Here is a 16,495-nt window from a genome sequence, read left to right on the forward strand (position 1 = left end):
GTGTCACGTGTCTGTTTCCCTTTCCTCCGATCTGCCCACCGAACGCCTGATTCTGCGGTCGTGGACCGCGGGCGCCATAGCCGCCGTGCTCGACGACCAGCGGCACGCCACGTGGGCCGCGGATTTCCCGGCCGAGGGAGATCGTGTGATCGCGGGGCTGCTGGCCACGCACCCGGACTGGCTCGGGCCGTTCGGGCACCGGCTGATCATCGAGCGATCGAGCGGGCTCGTCGTCGGATCGATCGGGCTGTTCTGGCCGCCCGCCGACGGTGCGCTGGAGATCGGGTACGGCATCGTCGCCTCGCGGCGCGGTCGTGGTTACGCCACCGAGGCCACCGTCGCCATGACGGCGCACGCGTTCACCGCGCCGGGTGTGCGCGTGGTGCGCGCCGAGGTGGAACCGGCCAACCCGTCATCGGTGCGTGTGCTGGAGAAAGCCGGGTTCGAGCGGGTGAGCGGCGAGGACGGCGTCGCGCGGTTCGTCGCCGCACCAGCCCCGCGGTGAGCGTGACTCCGAGCGCTGTCCTCAGCGGTGGCTCACCACGTTGACGATGGTCCCGCTCGGGTCGCGGACGAAGAAGCGGCGCACGCCCCACGGCTCGTCGCGCAAGGGGTAGACGATGTCGGCGCCCGCGGCTTCGACCGCCGCGTGTATCGCGTCGACGTCGTCGACCTCCACGCTCATGTCCGGCTGGAGCCGGTCGGCCTCCGGGCCGACGAGCAGGACCTGGGCGGTCGGGTTGGACGGCGAGGCCATCGTCACTACCCAGCCCAGGTCCATCGCCTCTCGGAAGCCGAGCAGCCGGTAGAAATCGCGACTGGCGGCCAGGTCGGCGGTGCGGATATCGGGCGTGGCGCGGCGGATGGTCATCGCGGCTGTTCCAGGTCGGTGCGGTGCAGCGCGTCCTCTACGCGCTTGCGCGCACCGGCCAGGTGCTCTTCGCAGCGGTTGGCCAGCGCCTCGCCGCGCTCCCACAGGGCGAGGGATTCGTCCAGGTCGAGGCCGCCTTGCTCGAGAATCTTGACCACGTTGACGAGTTCGTCGCGCGCGCGTTCGTAGCCGAAACCGGCGATCTCGGCCGATTCGTCGGCCGGGTCGGCGCCCGTCCCGTTCTTCCCCGCGGACTTGCCGGACTCGGCCAAGGTCAGTTCCTCCCTGTGTCGGTGTGCTTCGGGCCCAGCGCCTGGGTGCCGAGCGCGGCGGCCGTGACGGCACCGTCGGCGACCCGGATGCGCAGCTGACTGCCCGCGGGCGCGTCCTCGATCGAGCGCACCACCTCCCGTTCCCGGCCGGTGACGCGCTGTACGACAGCGTAGCCACGGGCCAGTGTGGCGGCCGGGCCGACGGCGGTGAGTTTCTCGCGCAGGTGCCGGGTGGCCGTGGATTCGGTGCGAAGGAGCTGCTCGGCGCAGCGGTGCCCGGCGCCGCGCAGGCGTTCGACCTCTTCCTGACGGCGATCGATCTCGCGCAGCGGGTCGGCCAGCACGGGCCGTGACCGCAGCTGGGCCAGTGCCCTGGTCTCCCGGTCGACCCAGCCGCGCAGCGCAGCGGCGGTGCGTTCGCGCAGCTCGCGGATGCAGGCCAGTTCGGCGGCGGCGTCCGGGACGATCCGCTTGGCGGCATCGGTCGGGGTGGCGGCGCGCAGGTCGGCGACCAGGTCGCTGAGCGGGTTGTCCGGTTCGTGGCCGATCGCGCTCACGATCGGCGTGGTCGCGGCCACGATGGCGCGGCACAGCGCCTCGTCGGAGAAGGGCAGCAGGTCTTCCACGCTGCCGCCGCCGCGGGCGAGCACGATCACTTCGACGGCCGGGTGGCGATCGAGCTCGGCCAGCGCGGTGAGCATCTGCGACACCGCGGTCGGCCCCTGCACGGCGGTGTTGCGGATCTCGAAACGGACTGCGGGCCAGCGGTTCCTGGCCACACTCAGCACATCGCGCTCCGCGGCGCTGGCGCGGCCGGTGATCAGGCCGACCGTCCCGGGCAGGAACGGGATCGGGCGCTTGAGCCGGGGATCGAACAGGCCCTCGGCGGCCAGCAGCGCCTTGAGCCGTTCGATGCGGGCGAGCAGCTCGCCGATGCCGACCGGCCGAATCTCCAGTACGCGTAGAGAGATCGTGCCGCGACCGGTGAAGAACGAGAGCTTGCCGTAGACCACCACCCGGCTGCCCTCTTGCAGTGGGACGGGGGAATCGCGGATGAGATCGGGGTCACAGGTTACCGACAGCGACATGTCGGCCGACGGGTCACGCAGCACCAGGAACGCGGTGCGGGTGCCGGGACGCAGGTTGATCTGGGTGATCTGGCCCTCCACCCAGATGCTGCCGAGCCGATCGATCCACTGGGCGACCTTCATGGACACCGAGCGCACGGGCCACGGGTGCTCGGCGGAATTGGCCGGCGCGGCGGGTCGGCCGGGGGTCTCCCGGCCGGTCGCCGCCGAGGTGGGTGTCCCGGGTTCGGTCACTGGGCCTGCACGGTGGCGATCCGGTTCGTCAGCATGGTCACGAACGGCGCCCTGGCGCGGGTGTGCTGCTCGTACTCCAGCAGCGCGGTGAGGTCTTCGAGGGTCAGCATGCGCAGGCGTGCGCGCAGCTGGGCCAGGGTCATGTTGGCGTAGTCGTAGCGGATGGCGACTTCCGGTTCGGCGAGCGCAGGTGCCACCGGGGCGGGATCCGATTCCGGCTCAGCCGGATCCGGCTCATCGGCCGGTTGCTCACCGATCGTCGTCACCGGGGCGGCGTGGCCGTTGGCCTCGCTCGCGCGGACCGGATCGGGATCGTCGGCGGTGTAGAGATCGAATCGACTGCTGCGCAGCGGAGCGGGGTTCGGGTCGTCGGTGAGGTCCTCGTCGAAAGTGGCCCACTCCGGCTGCTCGACCGGGCGGTTGGACAGTCGATCGAAAACCGCGTCGCCCTTCAGCGCCAGACTGGTCACGAACTGCTGGACGTGCATGGTCGTCTGCAGCATCTGACTGATGGCCGTGATCGGGAAATTCATTGCCGCCGTGGGTAGCCGACGGGATTCCTCGAGCGCGTATACGGCGGCGCCGGCTGCGACCCGGGCCAGAAAGGGTGGTCGAAACATGGTCCTAGCCTGCCCGAAATGGTGTGTTATGCAAAGGAGGGGCAGGCGGGGTTCGGATATTCGCCCGTTCCGGCGCGGGGCCGACCGGCCGGAATTGTGCGGCGCTGTGCTCATAATGCGGAGAATAAACCCAGGTCCCACCGGAGTGTCCGCGACATTCGCCGCCGCGGGCCGGCAACCGCGCCGGGACGGCCTTTCATCCCAGCTCGCGACCCGTGCTCCGCGGATCCGGCCGGGCATGTGACGGACAACTCCCGGACGTGGCAGGGGCCAGGGCCGCACGTATCCTGTGGGCATGTCTTCGGCCATTCCCTTGAACGTCGGAATCGCCCGCTCGGCAGGCGCCGGAAACGCCGTCGCCGACGGCGGAAAACGCGTGCTGCTCGCGGAGCCGCGCGGGTACTGCGCCGGCGTGGACCGCGCGGTCGAAACCGTGGAGAAGGCGCTCGACAAGCACGGCGCGCCGATCTACGTGCGAAAGGAGATCGTGCACAACCGGCATGTCGTGGAGACGCTGCGCGAGCGGGGGGTGGTCTTCGTCGACGAGACCGACGAGGTGCCCGAGGGCGCGGTCGTGGTGTTCTCCGCGCACGGCGTGTCGCCCGCGGTGCACGCGTCGGCTGCCGCGCGCAGTCTGCACACCATCGACGCCACCTGCCCGCTGGTGACCAAGGTGCACCAGGAGGCCAAGCGCTTCGCCCGCGACGACTACGACATCCTGCTGATCGGGCACGAGGGCCACGAGGAAGTCGAGGGCACCGCCGGTGAGGCGCCCGAGCACGTCCAGCTGGTCGACGGGCCGGACGCGGTGGACAAGGTCAGCGTGCGCGACGAGTCGAAGGTGATCTGGCTCTCCCAGACCACGCTGAGCGTGGACGAGACGATGGAGACGGTGCAGCGGCTGCGCGAGCGCTTCCCCGGTCTGCAGGACCCGCCGAGCGACGACATCTGCTACGCCACGCAGAACCGCCAGGTCGCGGTGAAGGCGATGGCGCCGGAATGCGACCTGGTGATCGTGGTCGGTTCCCGCAACTCGTCGAACTCGGTGCGTCTGGTCGAGGTCGCGCTCGGGGCGGGCGCCAAGGCCGCGTACCTGGTGGACTTCGCCCGCGAAATCGACCCGGCCTGGCTCGAAGGTGTCCGCACGATCGGTATCACCTCGGGCGCGTCGGTCCCCGAGATCCTGGTCCGCGGCGTGCTGGACATGCTGGCCGAGCACGGTTACGGCGACGTCCAGCCGGTCACCACGGCCAACGAGACCCTCGTCTTCGCGCTGCCCCGGGAACTGCGCGACGCGCGCCGCTGACGCCGAATCCGCGCCGGGTCGATGCTGTGGTCGGCCCCGCAGGATGGGTGATGAAGCCGATTTCGCGCCCGATCTCGACCATCAGAACGGGCGGTTGAGCCACGTGCTCCGTTCGCGACTCGCGTCGTGGTGAGGGAGTCCCCCGGCGGCGCGCGGGTGTCGTTCCGGCGAACCGGCTACAGGTTCTCCGGCCTGCGTCGTTCGGTGCGGTTGGCATCGCGTTCCCGGTAGCGCACGTTGGGCTGGGGATGCGGCGGCATGTCGCGGCGGCGGCCCGCGGCGCGCGGTGGCTCGCCTTCGGGACGGGGCACGGCTCCGGCCGGGCGGCCGGCGCCCCGGGCGGGGGCCCGGCCTTCCCGCGGACGAGACGGCGCCACGCGGGGCGCGGCGTCGGCGACCTGCGCCGCCGGGCGACGGGCCGGTCGGGGGGCGGGCTCGTCGGCGTCGTCCAGCTCGGGCTCGCCGGGCTCCTTCTTCGGCCGGCGAGCTTTGCGGCGCGCCGAGTCCGCGAGGCCACCGGAAGAACGAGCCGGCCCGCTCTTCTTCGCAGGTGACTTCTTTCCCCAGCTCGCGCCGCGGCGGGACGAGGACGGCCGGGCGGCCTCCTCTTCGCGGCGGTGCAGGTAGATCCGGACGCCGCCGATCAGCAGGACGACGATCGTGGCGAGCATCATGGTGGGGAACCGGTTCACCAGCGGAATCGCCAGGTTCAGCAGGACGTCCTTCAGCGAGGTCGTGCCACGGCCGGTGAGATGCTGATAGGCCAGCGGCACGGCGACGAACAGCAGCAGGGGCGGCAGCACCATCGTGCTGAACAAGCCGCGGTAGCGCACGGCGGCGACGGCCGCCACGCAGCCGAGCACGTACAGCGCGGCGAACGTGCCGGTCAGGTCGCCGCTGCCGCCGCTGGCATCGATCAGAAACCCCAGGAACGTGCACGCAACCGCCGTCAGGATCGCCGCGCCGACCGGAATCCCCGGCACCGACGGCAGGATCGAGCGTTGCGGCGCGGGCACCCGGGATCGCACGCGTTCGGAAGCAGCCACGATATGCACATTAGTTGCCGCCGCGCTCGGCGGCGTGGCGGCACGGCCACAGGGGCTGGTTAGCCGCCCGCGTCGGCGAAGCCCACCGGGCGGGGCCGGGCGTCCACCAGTCCGATCGCGGGCACGTCCTGCTCGGCCATCTCCAGGTCGTGCAGTTTGCGCGCGGTGACCAGCACCCGCGACTCCACGGAGGCCACGGTGTAGTTGAACGCCTCGACGGCTTTGCCGAGTTGCGCGCCGAGCCGGTCCAGATGCTTGCCGGTCGTGCCGAGCCGGTGATACAGCTCACGCCCGAGCCGCTGCACCGTCGCCATGTCCCTGGACAGCGCCTCCTGCCGCCAGCCGAAGGCGATGGTGCGCAGCAACGCGATCAGGGTGGTCGGCGTAGCGAGGATCACGTCGCGGCCGAACGCGTACTCCAGCAACTCGGAATCGGTGGTCAGGGCCGCGTCCAGGAACGGATCGCCGGGCACGAACAGCACCACGAACTCCGGCGCGGGGTCGAAGGCGGCCCAGTACGCCTTGTCCGACAGCTGGTCGACGTGCGCGCGCAGATGTTTGGCGTGCCGGGTGAGCAGTTCGGCGCGCACGTCGGGGTCGTCGGTGCCGCAGGCGTCCAGGTAGGCGGCGAACGGCACCTTCGCGTCCACCACGATGCGCCGGTCGCCCGCCAGCCGCACCACCAGGTCCGGCCGCACCGCCCGGTCGTCCTCGCCGCGACCGGTCCGGTGCACCTGCGTCTGGAAGTCGCAGTGCCTGGTCATCCCGGCGAGTTCGACCACCCGCTCCAGCTGGATCTCGCCCCAGCGCCCCCGTACCTGGGGCGCGCGCAGCGCCGCGACCAGCTGACCGGTCTGCCCGGTGAGCTGATGGGACGTGCGCTGCATGCTCGCGACCTGTTCGCGCAGACCGGAATACGCGGTGATCCGCTGCCGCTCGACCTGCTGGATGTGCTCGTTCAGCGCGCCGACCGCCGCGCGCAGCGGCTCCACCATCGCGCCGACGGCGTGCGAATGCCTGCGCGCGGCATCCTCGTTGGCCGCGCTGAGCGACTGGCGTAGCAATCGTTCGTTGTCCGCGGCCACCGCGAGCCGCGCCTCCGCCGCCGTCGCGCGGTGACCGGCGCGTGCCGCGTGGCCCAGCCAGCCGAGGCCGAACCCGGCGGCGAACACCAGCAGCAGCGCGACGAGCATCGGTGCGGTCATGGCGCCGATAGTGCCGTACGTCACCGACAAGAACGAGCACCGGGCAACTCTTCGGCATCGCGTCGGCGATCGGCGCTGCCAGCGCGTCTCCGGTGGACGCGCATACCGGTAAGAGTTCCGGCATCCAGGAAGGCCCGCATCGTGCGCGACCGGAGGCGAAGTGATATGCGGTGATTCGGCATGTCGACGACGCTCGCCCCCCGATCGGGACACGTCCGCTGGTTCCGGGCGGACACGCCGTGCTCCGCCTGGGCGAATACGACGCGGCGGGCGGGGCGATTGGAGTCTGTCGGTGGGTTGCCCTACGGTTTCGCGGCATGCGGATGCTGCACACCTCGGACTGGCACATCGGGCGCACGTTCCACGGGGTCGATCTGCTTGCCGACCAGGCTCGTTCACTGACCGCCATCGCGGAGCTGGTGGCCGAGGAGTCGGTCGAGGTGGTGGTGCTGCCCGGCGACGTGTACGACCGGTCGATTCCCAGCGCCGACGCGATCGCGGTGTGCAACCGGGGATTCGAGGCCATCCGTGCCGCGGGGGCCCAGATCGTGGCCACCTCGGGTAACCACGATTCACCCGCCCGGTTGGGCGCGGGCGCGAGTTTCGCGGCGGCGGGCGGGTTGCATCTGCGCACCACCGTCGCCGACGCCGACCGCCCGATCCTGCTGGAGGACGAGCACGGCCCGGTGGCGTTCTACGGCATCCCGTACTTGGAGCCGGAGATCACCCGCGCCGAACTCGAAGTGCCGCAAGCCCGCTCGCACGCCGAGATCCTGGACGCGGCCATGGCGCGCGTGCGCGCCGACATCGCGCGGCGGCCGGGTGCGCGGACGGTCGTGCTCGCACACGCTTTCGTCGTCGGCGGGGAGGCCACCGGATCGGAGCGCTCGATCTCGGTCGGCGGCGTGGAGACGGTACCGCTGGCCGCCTTCGACGGCATCGACTACGTCGCGCTCGGCCACCTGCACTCCGCACAGACGCTGGCCGAGTCGGTGCGCTACTCCGGATCGCCGCTGCCCTACTCGTTCGGCGAGAACGCGCAGCGCAAAGCGGTCTGGATCGTCGAACTGGACGCCTCCGGCCTGAGCTCGGTGCGCCGCCGGGATCTGCCGACCGTCCGCGGGCTGAGCAAGCTCACCGGCACACTGGACGAACTGCTCAGCGGCGCCGAGCACACCGCGGCCGAACAGCATTACGTGTCCGCCGTGCTCACCGATGTCGCCCGCCCGGTCGACGCGATGCGCAAGCTGCGCGAACGGTTCCCCTACGCGGTGCACGTCGAATGGATGCGGCCGGAGGGGAACCCGGAACTGCGCTACCGTGAGCGGGTGCACGGCCGCCGCGACATCGAAGTAGCCCGCAGCTTCCTCACCGACGTGCGCGGTCTGCCCAGCGCGAGTGAGATGACCTGGCTGGAGCGCGCGCTCGCCGCCGCCGTCGCGGAGCCCGAGCAGGTGTCCGCGGTGCGCGCCGCCGAGGAACTCACCGCATGAGCGCACTGCCGAGACCGGGCGTAGGCGCGGCGGCATGAGGCTGCACAAGCTCGAGATGATCGCGTTCGGTCCGTTCGCCGAACCCACGGTCGTCGACTTCGACGCGCTCGGCGCCGACGGGCTGTTCCTGCTGCACGGCCAGACCGGAGCGGGCAAGACCACGGTGCTGGACGCCATCGCGTTCGCGCTCTACGGCCGTGTCCCCGGCGCGCGGGGGGAGAGCAAGCGGCTGCACTCCGATCACGCACCGGAGCACACGCCACCGCAGGTGACCCTGGAGGCGACGCTGGGCGGACGGCGGCTGCGCCTCACCCGCAGTCCCGAGTTCCAGCGTCTCAAGCGAGACGGCACCGGCCTGCGCACCATCAACCCCAAGGCGACGCTGACCTGGCTGGACGGCAAGGGGGAGAACCTCTCCCGGATCCCCGATATCGGCGAGGAGGTGCTGCGCCTGCTCGGCATGAGCGCCGACCAGTTCTTCCAAGTGGTGCTGCTACCGCAAGGCGATTTCGCCCGCTTTCTGCGGGCGGACAACGAAGATCGGGAGAAGCTGCTCGAAAAACTCTTCGACACCGGGCGTTTCGGCACCGCGGAGCATTGGCTCGCCGAGCGGCGCCGCGCCGCCGAAGCGGAGCTGGACGCGCGGACGGACGGCATCAAGCGACTGATCACGCAGGTGGGCATGGCGGCGGGAGTGGCGGATTCGGCCGGTCTGGCGGAGTGCGTCGGCTGGTCGCAGGATCTGCTGTCCACCGCCCGCGCCGATCTGGCCACCGCCACCACGGAACTCGAACGCTGCCAACGCGCATCGGCTCACGCCCGCGAACAGGCCGAACAGCAGCGGCGGCTGCACGAGCTGCGCCGCCGCATGGCCGCGGCGCGCGCGCAGCTGGACGACTACACCGCAGGTGCCGAGCTGCGCGCCGCACGCCAGGCCGAACTGGAACTCGCGCGCCGGGCCGAGCCGGTCGCCGCCGCCATCGAGGAAGCGCGTTCGGCGGTGCGCACCCAGCGGCAACGCGAGAGCGAGGAGCGCGACGCGGCGCGGCGACTGGCCGCCCGGCTGCTGGAACCGGCGAGCGTGGAACTCGGCGGCGCCGAGCTGGTCGATTCCGAGGGCGCGCGGGTGCGCGACGACGCGGACATCGACGCGGCGATCCAGCGCTGGAGCGGGCAGATCGGCGCGCTGGACGAAGTGCTGGCCGATGCCGCCACCGCCACCCGGCTCGACGGTGAACTCGCCGCGCTGCGCACCGAGGACGCGACACTCGCCCGGCGCGCCACCGAACTCGCCGCACGGCGCGAGGAGTTGCCCGCCGCCCTCACCGCGGCCGAGACCAGGCTGCGCGAAGCCACCGAAGCGGTCGCGGCGTTACCCGGCATCACCACCGAGACGGAGCGGTTGCAGGCCGCCGCGACAGCCGCGGTCGAACTGGCTGCCCGCCGCACCGCCCTCGACCACGCGCGCATCGAGTTCGACGCCGCCCGCGCGGCGCACCTCGACGCCAAAGAACTCGTGCTGGATCTGCGCGGGCGCAGGCTGTCCGGCATGGCCGCCGAACTGGCGGGGGAGCTGGTCGACGGAAGTCCGTGCGCGGTCTGCGGTTCCGCGGACCATCCGGCACCGGCCCGGCCCACCGACACCGCCGTGTCCAAGGACGAGGAGGAGGCCGCCGTGGCGGCCGAGCGCGCGGCGGAGGACACCCGCGACCGCGCGCTGGCCCGCATCACCGGGCTCGAACGGGAGATCGAGGCGCTCATCGCCCGCGGCGGTGACACCGATCGCGTCGAACTCGCCGCTGCCCTGCGCACCGCGACCGACCGCTACGAGGACACGGCCGAACTGGCTGCCAACGCCGAGGACGTGAAGGCCGAACTGGCCCGGTTGCGTGACGACGAGGCACGCCTGCACGAAGATCTGCGTGCCTGCGAGGCGCGCCGCAGCGCGGTCGCCGCCACCATCGTCTCCGCGCAGGCTCGCCGTGCCGAGCTCACCGAACGGCTGCGCACCGCGGCGGGCGCCGACCAGACCGTCGACCGGCGCCGGGCCCGGCTCGCCGCCCTGGTCACCGAGGCGGCCGCCGTGCGCGATGCCCGCGCGGAAGCGGCGGCGGCGCGTGAGCAGGTGTCGCTGATCGCGAACCGGGTCGAAAACCTTGCTCGCGCGGCTGGTTTCGTGCCGGAAGCGGGGTTGCCCGCCGAGTCCGTGCCTGCGGACCCCTCCGGCGCCGCGTCGGCCGTGCCCGAGGGATCCGGCGGGGCGGCTCACCTCGGATCCGGCGCCCGTGCGGACGAACCGGTGCACCGCGACGCCGACGGCCGCGCCACCGCGCGGGATGACGTCGCACTCCTGACCGCCTGCGCGAAGGTCGTCGCCGCGGCGGCGCGCGACTCCCGGCGGCAAGCGGAGATCGAAGCGGAACTCGTGGCGGCCGACCGCGCCCGCGCCGCGGCGGAAGCCGTCCTGGCGGAACCGGAGATCCGGGCGGCGTCCGAGCAGGAACCCGGCGACCTGGCCGAACTCGACGCGCTCGTGGCGGCCGCACAGGCCGAACTCAACGCCGCGGTGGCCGCGCACGCCGAGGCAGGCAGGCGGGCGAGCCAACTCGAGGACCTCGGCGGTCAGCTCTGGGCCGCCGTGGACCGGATCGCCCCGGCACGGCAGGCGTTCGAGGAGCTGAACGGCCTCGCCGACGTGGTAGCCGGGCGCGGCGCGAACAACCGCCGCATGTCCCTGCACTCCTATGTCCTGGCCGCCCGCTTGGAGGAGGTCGCCCAGGCCGGCTCGCAGCGGTTGCGCAGGATGTCCGGCGGACGTTACGAATTCGTCCACTCCGACAAGGCCGGTCCGCGCGGTCGCCGAGGTGGGCTCGGACTCGACATCCGTGACGACTACACCGGAGCCGTCCGCCCGGCCAAAACGCTCTCCGGCGGGGAGACCTTCATGGCCTCACTGTCCTTGGCGCTCGGCCTGGCCGACACCGTCGCCGCGGAATCGGGCGGCCTGGTGCTGGACACCCTGTTCATCGACGAGGGCTTCGGCGGCTTGGACGCCGACACCTTGGATGCCGTGATGGGCGTGCTGGACGAACTCCGCGCCGGCGGCCGAGTCGTCGGCGTGGTGAGCCATGTGGACGAAATGCGCCAGCGTATCCCCAGCCGCCTGCACGTCCTGCGCGGCCGCGCGGGCTCTCACCTGCAAGCGACCCTCGCCTGACCGTCCCGTGGTGCGCCGCACCGATTCGTCGGCTTCGGCACTGTGCGGTCGATGAACGAAACCGCTCGATCGACCACGCAATCTCCTAGAGCCATGACCGGCGACCTTTGTGCCGAGAAGGCCGCAGAGGTACGGCCTGTGCGCCGAATCGATTCGGACCGTTCACCCCTCGTGATCGAGAAGCCAACGCTTGATCGGCAAGCCCCAGCGGAAGCCGCCGAGTGCGCCGCCGATGCGGAGGATTCGGTGGCAGGGGACGAAGAGGGCGGCGGCGTTGCGTGCGCACGCGTTGGCCGCGGCGCGGGTGGCGTCGGGGCGGCCGGAGCGGGCGGCGAATTCGGTGTAGGTGAGCGGGCTGCCCGCCGGGACGGTGCGAAGCACTTCCCAAGCGTGGAGCAGGAACTCCCCGGAGCGTTGCCGAACGGGGATCGCGTCGATCGCCGTGAGATCGCCCTCGTGATAGGCGGCGACGGCGCTGGTCACCTCGCCCAGGGCGTCGCGTTGCCGTAGTCCGGCAGGGCGGAGGGCGGGGTGGATCAGTCCGCGCAGATTCTCCGCGTCGGAGGTCCAGCCGGAAGCCAGGACCGCGCCGTCCGAGTCGACGAGCGTGGTGAACGGTCCGAGCGGCGTCGCCGTGACGGCGAAATCCGCTGTAGTGGTGCGAGTCCCGCCGACCTCGGTGGGGACGGCGATGCCGGCGTTCATTCGATACTGCCTTTCGTGGTGGCGAGCGCGGGGATTTCGGAAGGCGTGGCGCGGCTGGTCAGCGCCGCTTTCCACAAGTGCATCGACAGGTACGACCGCCACGGCGCCCAGCGCGCGGTCTCCGTCAGATCGATGCCGAGGAGGGTCGCGCCGCGACGGACGACCAGGTCGGTGCCGAGCAGGATGTCCGGGTCGGCGAGCAGGCGCATGGTCACGTAGTCGGCCGTCCATGGCCCGATGCCGTCCAGCGCGAGCAAGTCACGGCGCAGGTCGGCGGCGGTGCGTCCTTGGTGCAGCGGCAGCTCACCGGAGGCGAGCGCCTCGGCGGCCGCGATGATGGAACGGACCCGTCGCGCCGGGCCGGTCAAGACCTCGGCGCCCCGCTCTGCGATCACCTCCGGCGTCGGGAACAGCAGCGGGAGCGGCCCGTCCACCCGCTCGCCGAGCGCCTCGACCAGCCGGGCGGTGTGCGTGGCGGCGGCGGACACCGAGATCTGCTGCCCGATCATGGTGCGGAGCAACAGTTCGGCCCCGTCCAGGCACCCGGGCACACGGATGCCCGGCGTGAACGACGGCCGCCCCGCGTCGAGCGCGTGCACGCCGGTCAGCGCCTCGCTCTCGGGCGCGGAGTCCGCCCCCGCGTCCGGCAGGTCTTCGGCGCCGCGGTCGAGCAGTCGTTCCCCCGAATCTCCGCGCGTCGCGGTTCCCACACCGAGCGCTTCATCGATTCCGACCGGATCGGCGTCCAGATCCAGCAGGTGCCGCAGTCGCGTCACCGTCGGAGCGAGATCGCGCATGTCGTGCAAAGACAACTCCGCCCGCACATGATCGCGCTGGAAACTCAGTCGCGCGGTGGCGTGCCCGTGTGGCGTGCGCAGATTCCTGGTGTAGGTGCGGTTGTCCCACAGTTCCATGCCAGGCACGGCGTGCGCGGACAGGAACCACTCCAGCCAGGCCCGGTCGAGCGGCTCCCGGTAGGGCAGCCGCAGTGTGAGCGAGCCGCTGCCGGTGGGCGCCGGACGTGCCGGGACGCCGGTCTTCGCGCGCTGTGCCTCGAGCCGCATGGTGGTGGGGCTGACCGCGAACACCTCGCGGACCGTGTCGTTGAACTGGCGGATGGAGGCGAAGCCCGCCGCGAACGCGATATCGGACATGGGCATAGCGGTGGTCTGGATCAGCAGCCGCGCGGTGTGTGCCCGGTGCGCCCTGGCCAGCGCCAGCGGGCCCGCGCCCAGCTCGGTGGTCAGCACGCGGGTGAGCTGGCGCTGGGAATAGCCGAGCGTGGCGGCCAGCCCGGGTACCCCGGCCCGCTCGACCACGCCGTCGCCGATCAGCCGCATCGCGCGGGCGGCCAGATCCGCCCTCGTGTTCCACAGCGGCGAGCCGGGCGCCGCGTCCGGCAGGCAGCGGCGGCAGGCGCGGTAGCCCGCCTGCTGCGCGGCGGCGGCGGTCGGCAGGAACGACACGTTGGCCCGTTTCGGCGTGATCGCCGGACACGAAGGGCGGCAATAGATTCCGGTGGTCCGCACCGCGGTGAAGAATTGCCCGTCGAATCGCGAGTCCCGGGTCGACACCGCCCGGTAGCAACGTTCGAAATCCAATGCCGTGATCGTCACGCACACCACAATGGCAGCTGCGGCGAACCCGTGCTAGCGGAAATCGGCCGCGATCGCCGCTAGCGGTCGCCACCTCGCACATCCGCCATGACATCGCACAACTGACGCCCTGTCCCAGGTGTCAGAACTACCAAACCGATGTGTGGCGGCGCGCGCCCAAATTTTCGCCGTTCAGCAGCAGCGGTTGGCCGGATTGCGATCCGCCTCGGCATGCCGCTGCCGCCAGTACTCCCGTTCGGTCGGAACGGCGCGGTCCGGATGCCTGCGGCGCAGGTGGGCCACGTAGCGCTGGTAGTCCTGCCCGCCGAGGATCGAGTCGAACCACCAGACGCCGGCGCGAACGCCGTCGGCGCAGGCGCGGGCCGCCGCGCGCAGCCGGGCGCCGACCGGTCGCGCGGACCGGTCGGCGCCCTGGGTCGCGGAGTCGCTCATTGCGCGTGGACGTGTGCGGCGCCCGGGGCGCGCACCTTTCCGGTAGCGATCAACTCGTCCCACTGCTTCTGCACTTCCTTCTCCGCCGCGGTGGCGACGAATCCGCTGGGCGCGAAGATCTTCGACGCCTGCTCCGGCGTCTCGGTGGTCGTCGTCTCCCCGGAGCGCCAGGCGCGGTAGGCCACCACCGCGCCGACCACCGCCACGATCAGCACCAGCACCGCGAACACGATCGACAACGTGCCCTGAATGAAGGTGTTGCGCACGATCGCGTCCATATCGTCCTGGGTCTTCGCCGTCAGGCACAGCTTCCCGGCGTCCTGCGCGGTCTGGCAGATGCTGTGCTGCTTCCAGTAACCGAGCTTCGGGTCGGCGGAGAAGATCTTCTGCCAGGACGCCGTCATGGTCACCACGAGGTCCCAGACCAGCGGAATGCCGGGAATCCAGGCCCATTTCGCGAGGCCCTTCTTCACCACGATCACCAGCACGACGGTCAACGCCATGGCCGCGAGCAACTGGTTGGCGATGCCGAACAGCGGGAACAGCGTATTGATGCCGCCCAGCGGGTCGGTGACGCCCATCAGCAGGATCGAGCCCCATGCCGCGACCACGATGGCGGAGCACAGCCACGCGCCCACCCGCCAGGACGGATCACGGAACTTCTTCGCGGGCCCGCCGAAGTTGCCCAGCGCGTCCGAGAGCATGAACCGCGCCACACGGGTGCCCGCGTCGATCGTGGTCAGGATGAACAGCGCCTCGAACATAATCGCGAAGTGGTACCAGAAGGACTTCATGCTCGCGCCGCCGAGGAATTGGTGGAACACCTCGGAGATGCCGACCGCCAGCGTCGGCGCGCCGCCCGTGCGGGAGATGATCGTCGACTCGCCGACATCGGTCGCGGCCTGGCTCAGTTCCGCAGGTGTCACCGCGGGTCCGCTGAGCCCGAGGCTGTTGGTGTAGGCCGCGGCCTTCTCCGCGGTGCCGCCGGTGAGCCCGACCGGCGCGTTCATCGCGAAGTACAGGTGCTGGTCGATGATCGAGGCGGTGATGATGGCCATGACCGCGACGAACGACTCCATCAGCATGCCGCCGTAGCCGATCATCCTGGCGTGCGATTCCTTCTCCAGCAGTTTCGGCGTGGTGCCGGAGGAGACCAGCGCGTGGAAACCGCTCAGCGCGCCACAGGCGATGGTGATGAACAGGAACGGGAACAGCGAGCCCGCGAAGGCCGGTCCGGTGCCGCTGGACGCGAACGACGAGACCGCGGGCGCCTGCAGCACCGGCAGCGTGACCAGGATGCCGACCGCGAGCAGCGCGATGGTGCCGACCTTCATGAACGTCGACAGGTAGTCGCGCGGCGCGAGCAGCAGCCATACCGGAAGCACCGAGGCGAAGAAGCCGTAGGCGATCAGCAGCCAGGAGATGGTCACCGGCGAGAGCGTGAACCAGTCCGCGCCCCAGTCGGTTTCCGAGACCCAGCCGCCGCTCACGATGGCGAGCAGCAACAGGCCGAAGCCGATGGCGGAGACCTCGCCGACCTTGCCCGGCCGCAGGAACCGCAGGTACACGCCCATGAACAGGGCGATCGGAATGGTCATGCCGATCGAGAAGACGCCCCACGGGCTGTGCGCGAGCGCGTTGACCACCACCAGGGCGAGCACCGCCAGCAGGATCATCATGATCACCAGGACGCCGACGATGGCCGACCAGCCGCCGATCACGCCCAGCTCGTCGCGGGCCATCTGGCCGAGGCTGCGACCGCGCCGCTTCATCGAGACCCACAGCACCAGGTAGTCCTGCACGGCCCCGGCCAAGACCACGCCGACCACGATCCAAATCGTTCCCGGCAGGTAGCCCATCTGCGCGGCCAGCACCGGCCCGACCAGCGGACCCGCGCCCGCGATGGCGGCGAAATGGTGCCCGTAGAGCACCCGCCGGTCCATCGGCATGTAGTCCTTGCCGTTCTCCAGGATCTCGGCGGGCGTGGCCAGGTCGTCGCGCGGTTTGACGAGCTTGCGTTCGATGAACCTGGCGTAGAACCGATACGCGATGATGTAGGTGCACACCGCCGCGATCACGATCCACACCGCGTTCACCGATTCGCCCCGCGAGATGGCGAGCACCGCCCAAGCTATGGCGCCGAGCGCGGCGATCCCGGCGAAGATCAATTTCTTGGCCGGAGTGATCGGGGACTTGTCGACCACGCCGACGGGCGGCAGATCGGGATCGGTCCGCAGATATTCGATTGTCGCCATCTGCCTACTCTCCTGTAAAACGCGCAGGATCTTGCTGAAACACGTGACAACGTATCCGATCGGAGAACGCCGTCGTGCCGATTCCGGCCGCCGGGCGGGCACCGTGAAATATTGTTCATGTGTCGGCCGTCACCG

The 16,495-nt window shown here is 71.0% G+C and carries 14 protein-coding genes; 4 read left to right on the plus strand and 10 right to left on the minus strand.

Annotated elements, in window-relative coordinates:
• The first annotated feature begins 7 nt into the window (after nucleotides 1–7).
• A complete protein-coding gene (locus HOV91_RS16180; RefSeq protein WP_217440533.1) occupies nucleotides 8–505 on the plus strand; it encodes a GNAT family N-acetyltransferase in 498 nt (165 codons plus the stop codon).
• A 21-nt stretch (nucleotides 506–526) separates the two neighbouring features.
• On the opposite strand, the gene HOV91_RS16185 is transcribed toward HOV91_RS16180, so the two are convergent.
• From HOV91_RS16185 to HOV91_RS16200, 4 genes are all read right to left on the minus strand, one after another.
• Nucleotides 527–871 (minus strand): VOC family protein, encoded by a 345-nt coding sequence (locus HOV91_RS16185; RefSeq protein ID WP_174186223.1) that lies wholly within the window; start codon nucleotides 869–871, stop codon nucleotides 527–529.
• Nucleotides 868–1,074 (minus strand): exodeoxyribonuclease VII small subunit, encoded by a 207-nt coding sequence (locus HOV91_RS16190; protein WP_174186276.1) that lies wholly within the window; start codon nucleotides 1,072–1,074, stop codon nucleotides 868–870. Before HOV91_RS16190 ends, HOV91_RS16185 begins: the two co-directional genes overlap by 4 nt.
• A gap of 71 nt (nucleotides 1,075–1,145) precedes the next feature.
• Complete coding sequence (gene xseA, locus HOV91_RS16195; RefSeq protein ID WP_312884652.1) at nucleotides 1,146–2,369, minus strand: exodeoxyribonuclease VII large subunit; 1,224 nt, start codon at nucleotides 2,367–2,369, stop codon at nucleotides 1,146–1,148.
• A 92-nt stretch (nucleotides 2,370–2,461) separates the two neighbouring features.
• Nucleotides 2,462–3,085, minus strand: a complete 624-nt coding sequence (locus tag HOV91_RS16200) for a lipid droplet-associated protein (protein ID WP_174186225.1) — start codon at nucleotides 3,083–3,085, stop codon at nucleotides 2,462–2,464.
• Nucleotides 3,086–3,380: 295 nt separating this feature from the next.
• Here HOV91_RS16200 and HOV91_RS16205 point away from each other — a divergent pair, with 295 nt between their 5' ends.
• Entirely contained in the window at nucleotides 3,381–4,391 is a 1,011-nt protein-coding gene (locus HOV91_RS16205; RefSeq protein ID WP_174186226.1) for a 4-hydroxy-3-methylbut-2-enyl diphosphate reductase, read from the plus strand.
• A gap of 176 nt (nucleotides 4,392–4,567) precedes the next feature.
• On the opposite strand, the gene HOV91_RS16210 is transcribed toward HOV91_RS16205, so the two are convergent.
• Nucleotides 4,568–5,437, minus strand: a complete 870-nt coding sequence (locus tag HOV91_RS16210; RefSeq protein ID WP_312884642.1) for a DUF6542 domain-containing protein — start codon at nucleotides 5,435–5,437, stop codon at nucleotides 4,568–4,570.
• A gap of 59 nt (nucleotides 5,438–5,496) precedes the next feature.
• Nucleotides 5,497–6,642, minus strand: a complete 1,146-nt coding sequence (locus HOV91_RS16215) for a DNA recombination protein RmuC (RefSeq protein WP_174186227.1) — start codon at nucleotides 6,640–6,642, stop codon at nucleotides 5,497–5,499.
• A gap of 317 nt (nucleotides 6,643–6,959) precedes the next feature.
• Between HOV91_RS16215 and HOV91_RS16220 the strand changes: the two genes are divergently transcribed.
• The gene (locus tag HOV91_RS16220; protein ID WP_174186228.1) at nucleotides 6,960–8,135 is read left to right on the plus strand and encodes an exonuclease SbcCD subunit D; all 1,176 of its coding nucleotides are present in this window, start codon (nucleotides 6,960–6,962) and stop codon (nucleotides 8,133–8,135) included.
• Between the two features lie 34 nt (nucleotides 8,136–8,169).
• Entirely contained in the window at nucleotides 8,170–11,352 is a 3,183-nt protein-coding gene (locus HOV91_RS16225) for an AAA family ATPase (protein ID WP_174186229.1), read from the plus strand.
• Nucleotides 11,353–11,514: 162 nt separating this feature from the next.
• Here HOV91_RS16225 and HOV91_RS16230 read toward each other — a convergent pair whose 3' ends face one another.
• The 4 genes from HOV91_RS16230 to HOV91_RS16245 form a co-directional block, all read right to left on the minus strand.
• On the minus strand, nucleotides 11,515–12,057 hold the full coding sequence (locus HOV91_RS16230; RefSeq protein WP_174186230.1) for a methylated-DNA--[protein]-cysteine S-methyltransferase: 543 nt from the start codon (nucleotides 12,055–12,057) through the stop codon (nucleotides 11,515–11,517).
• On the minus strand, nucleotides 12,054–13,682 hold the full coding sequence (locus tag HOV91_RS16235) for a DNA-3-methyladenine glycosylase 2 family protein (RefSeq protein WP_174186231.1): 1,629 nt from the start codon (nucleotides 13,680–13,682) through the stop codon (nucleotides 12,054–12,056). The genes HOV91_RS16230 and HOV91_RS16235 overlap by 4 nt, the downstream gene beginning before the upstream one ends.
• Nucleotides 13,683–13,844: 162 nt before the next feature.
• Complete coding sequence (locus HOV91_RS16240; protein ID WP_246350219.1) at nucleotides 13,845–14,048, minus strand: YbdD/YjiX family protein; 204 nt, start codon at nucleotides 14,046–14,048, stop codon at nucleotides 13,845–13,847.
• 53 nt (nucleotides 14,049–14,101) lie between these two features.
• Nucleotides 14,102–16,360 carry a carbon starvation CstA family protein gene (locus HOV91_RS16245; protein WP_174186233.1) on the minus strand — a complete coding sequence of 753 codons (2,259 nt, stop codon included), beginning with the start codon at nucleotides 16,358–16,360 and terminating at the stop codon, nucleotides 14,102–14,104.
• Between the last annotated feature and the right edge of the window lie 135 nt (nucleotides 16,361–16,495).

The organism is Nocardia barduliensis (assembly GCF_013315795.1).
GTDB classification, from domain to species: domain Bacteria; phylum Actinomycetota; class Actinomycetes; order Mycobacteriales; family Mycobacteriaceae; genus Nocardia; species Nocardia barduliensis.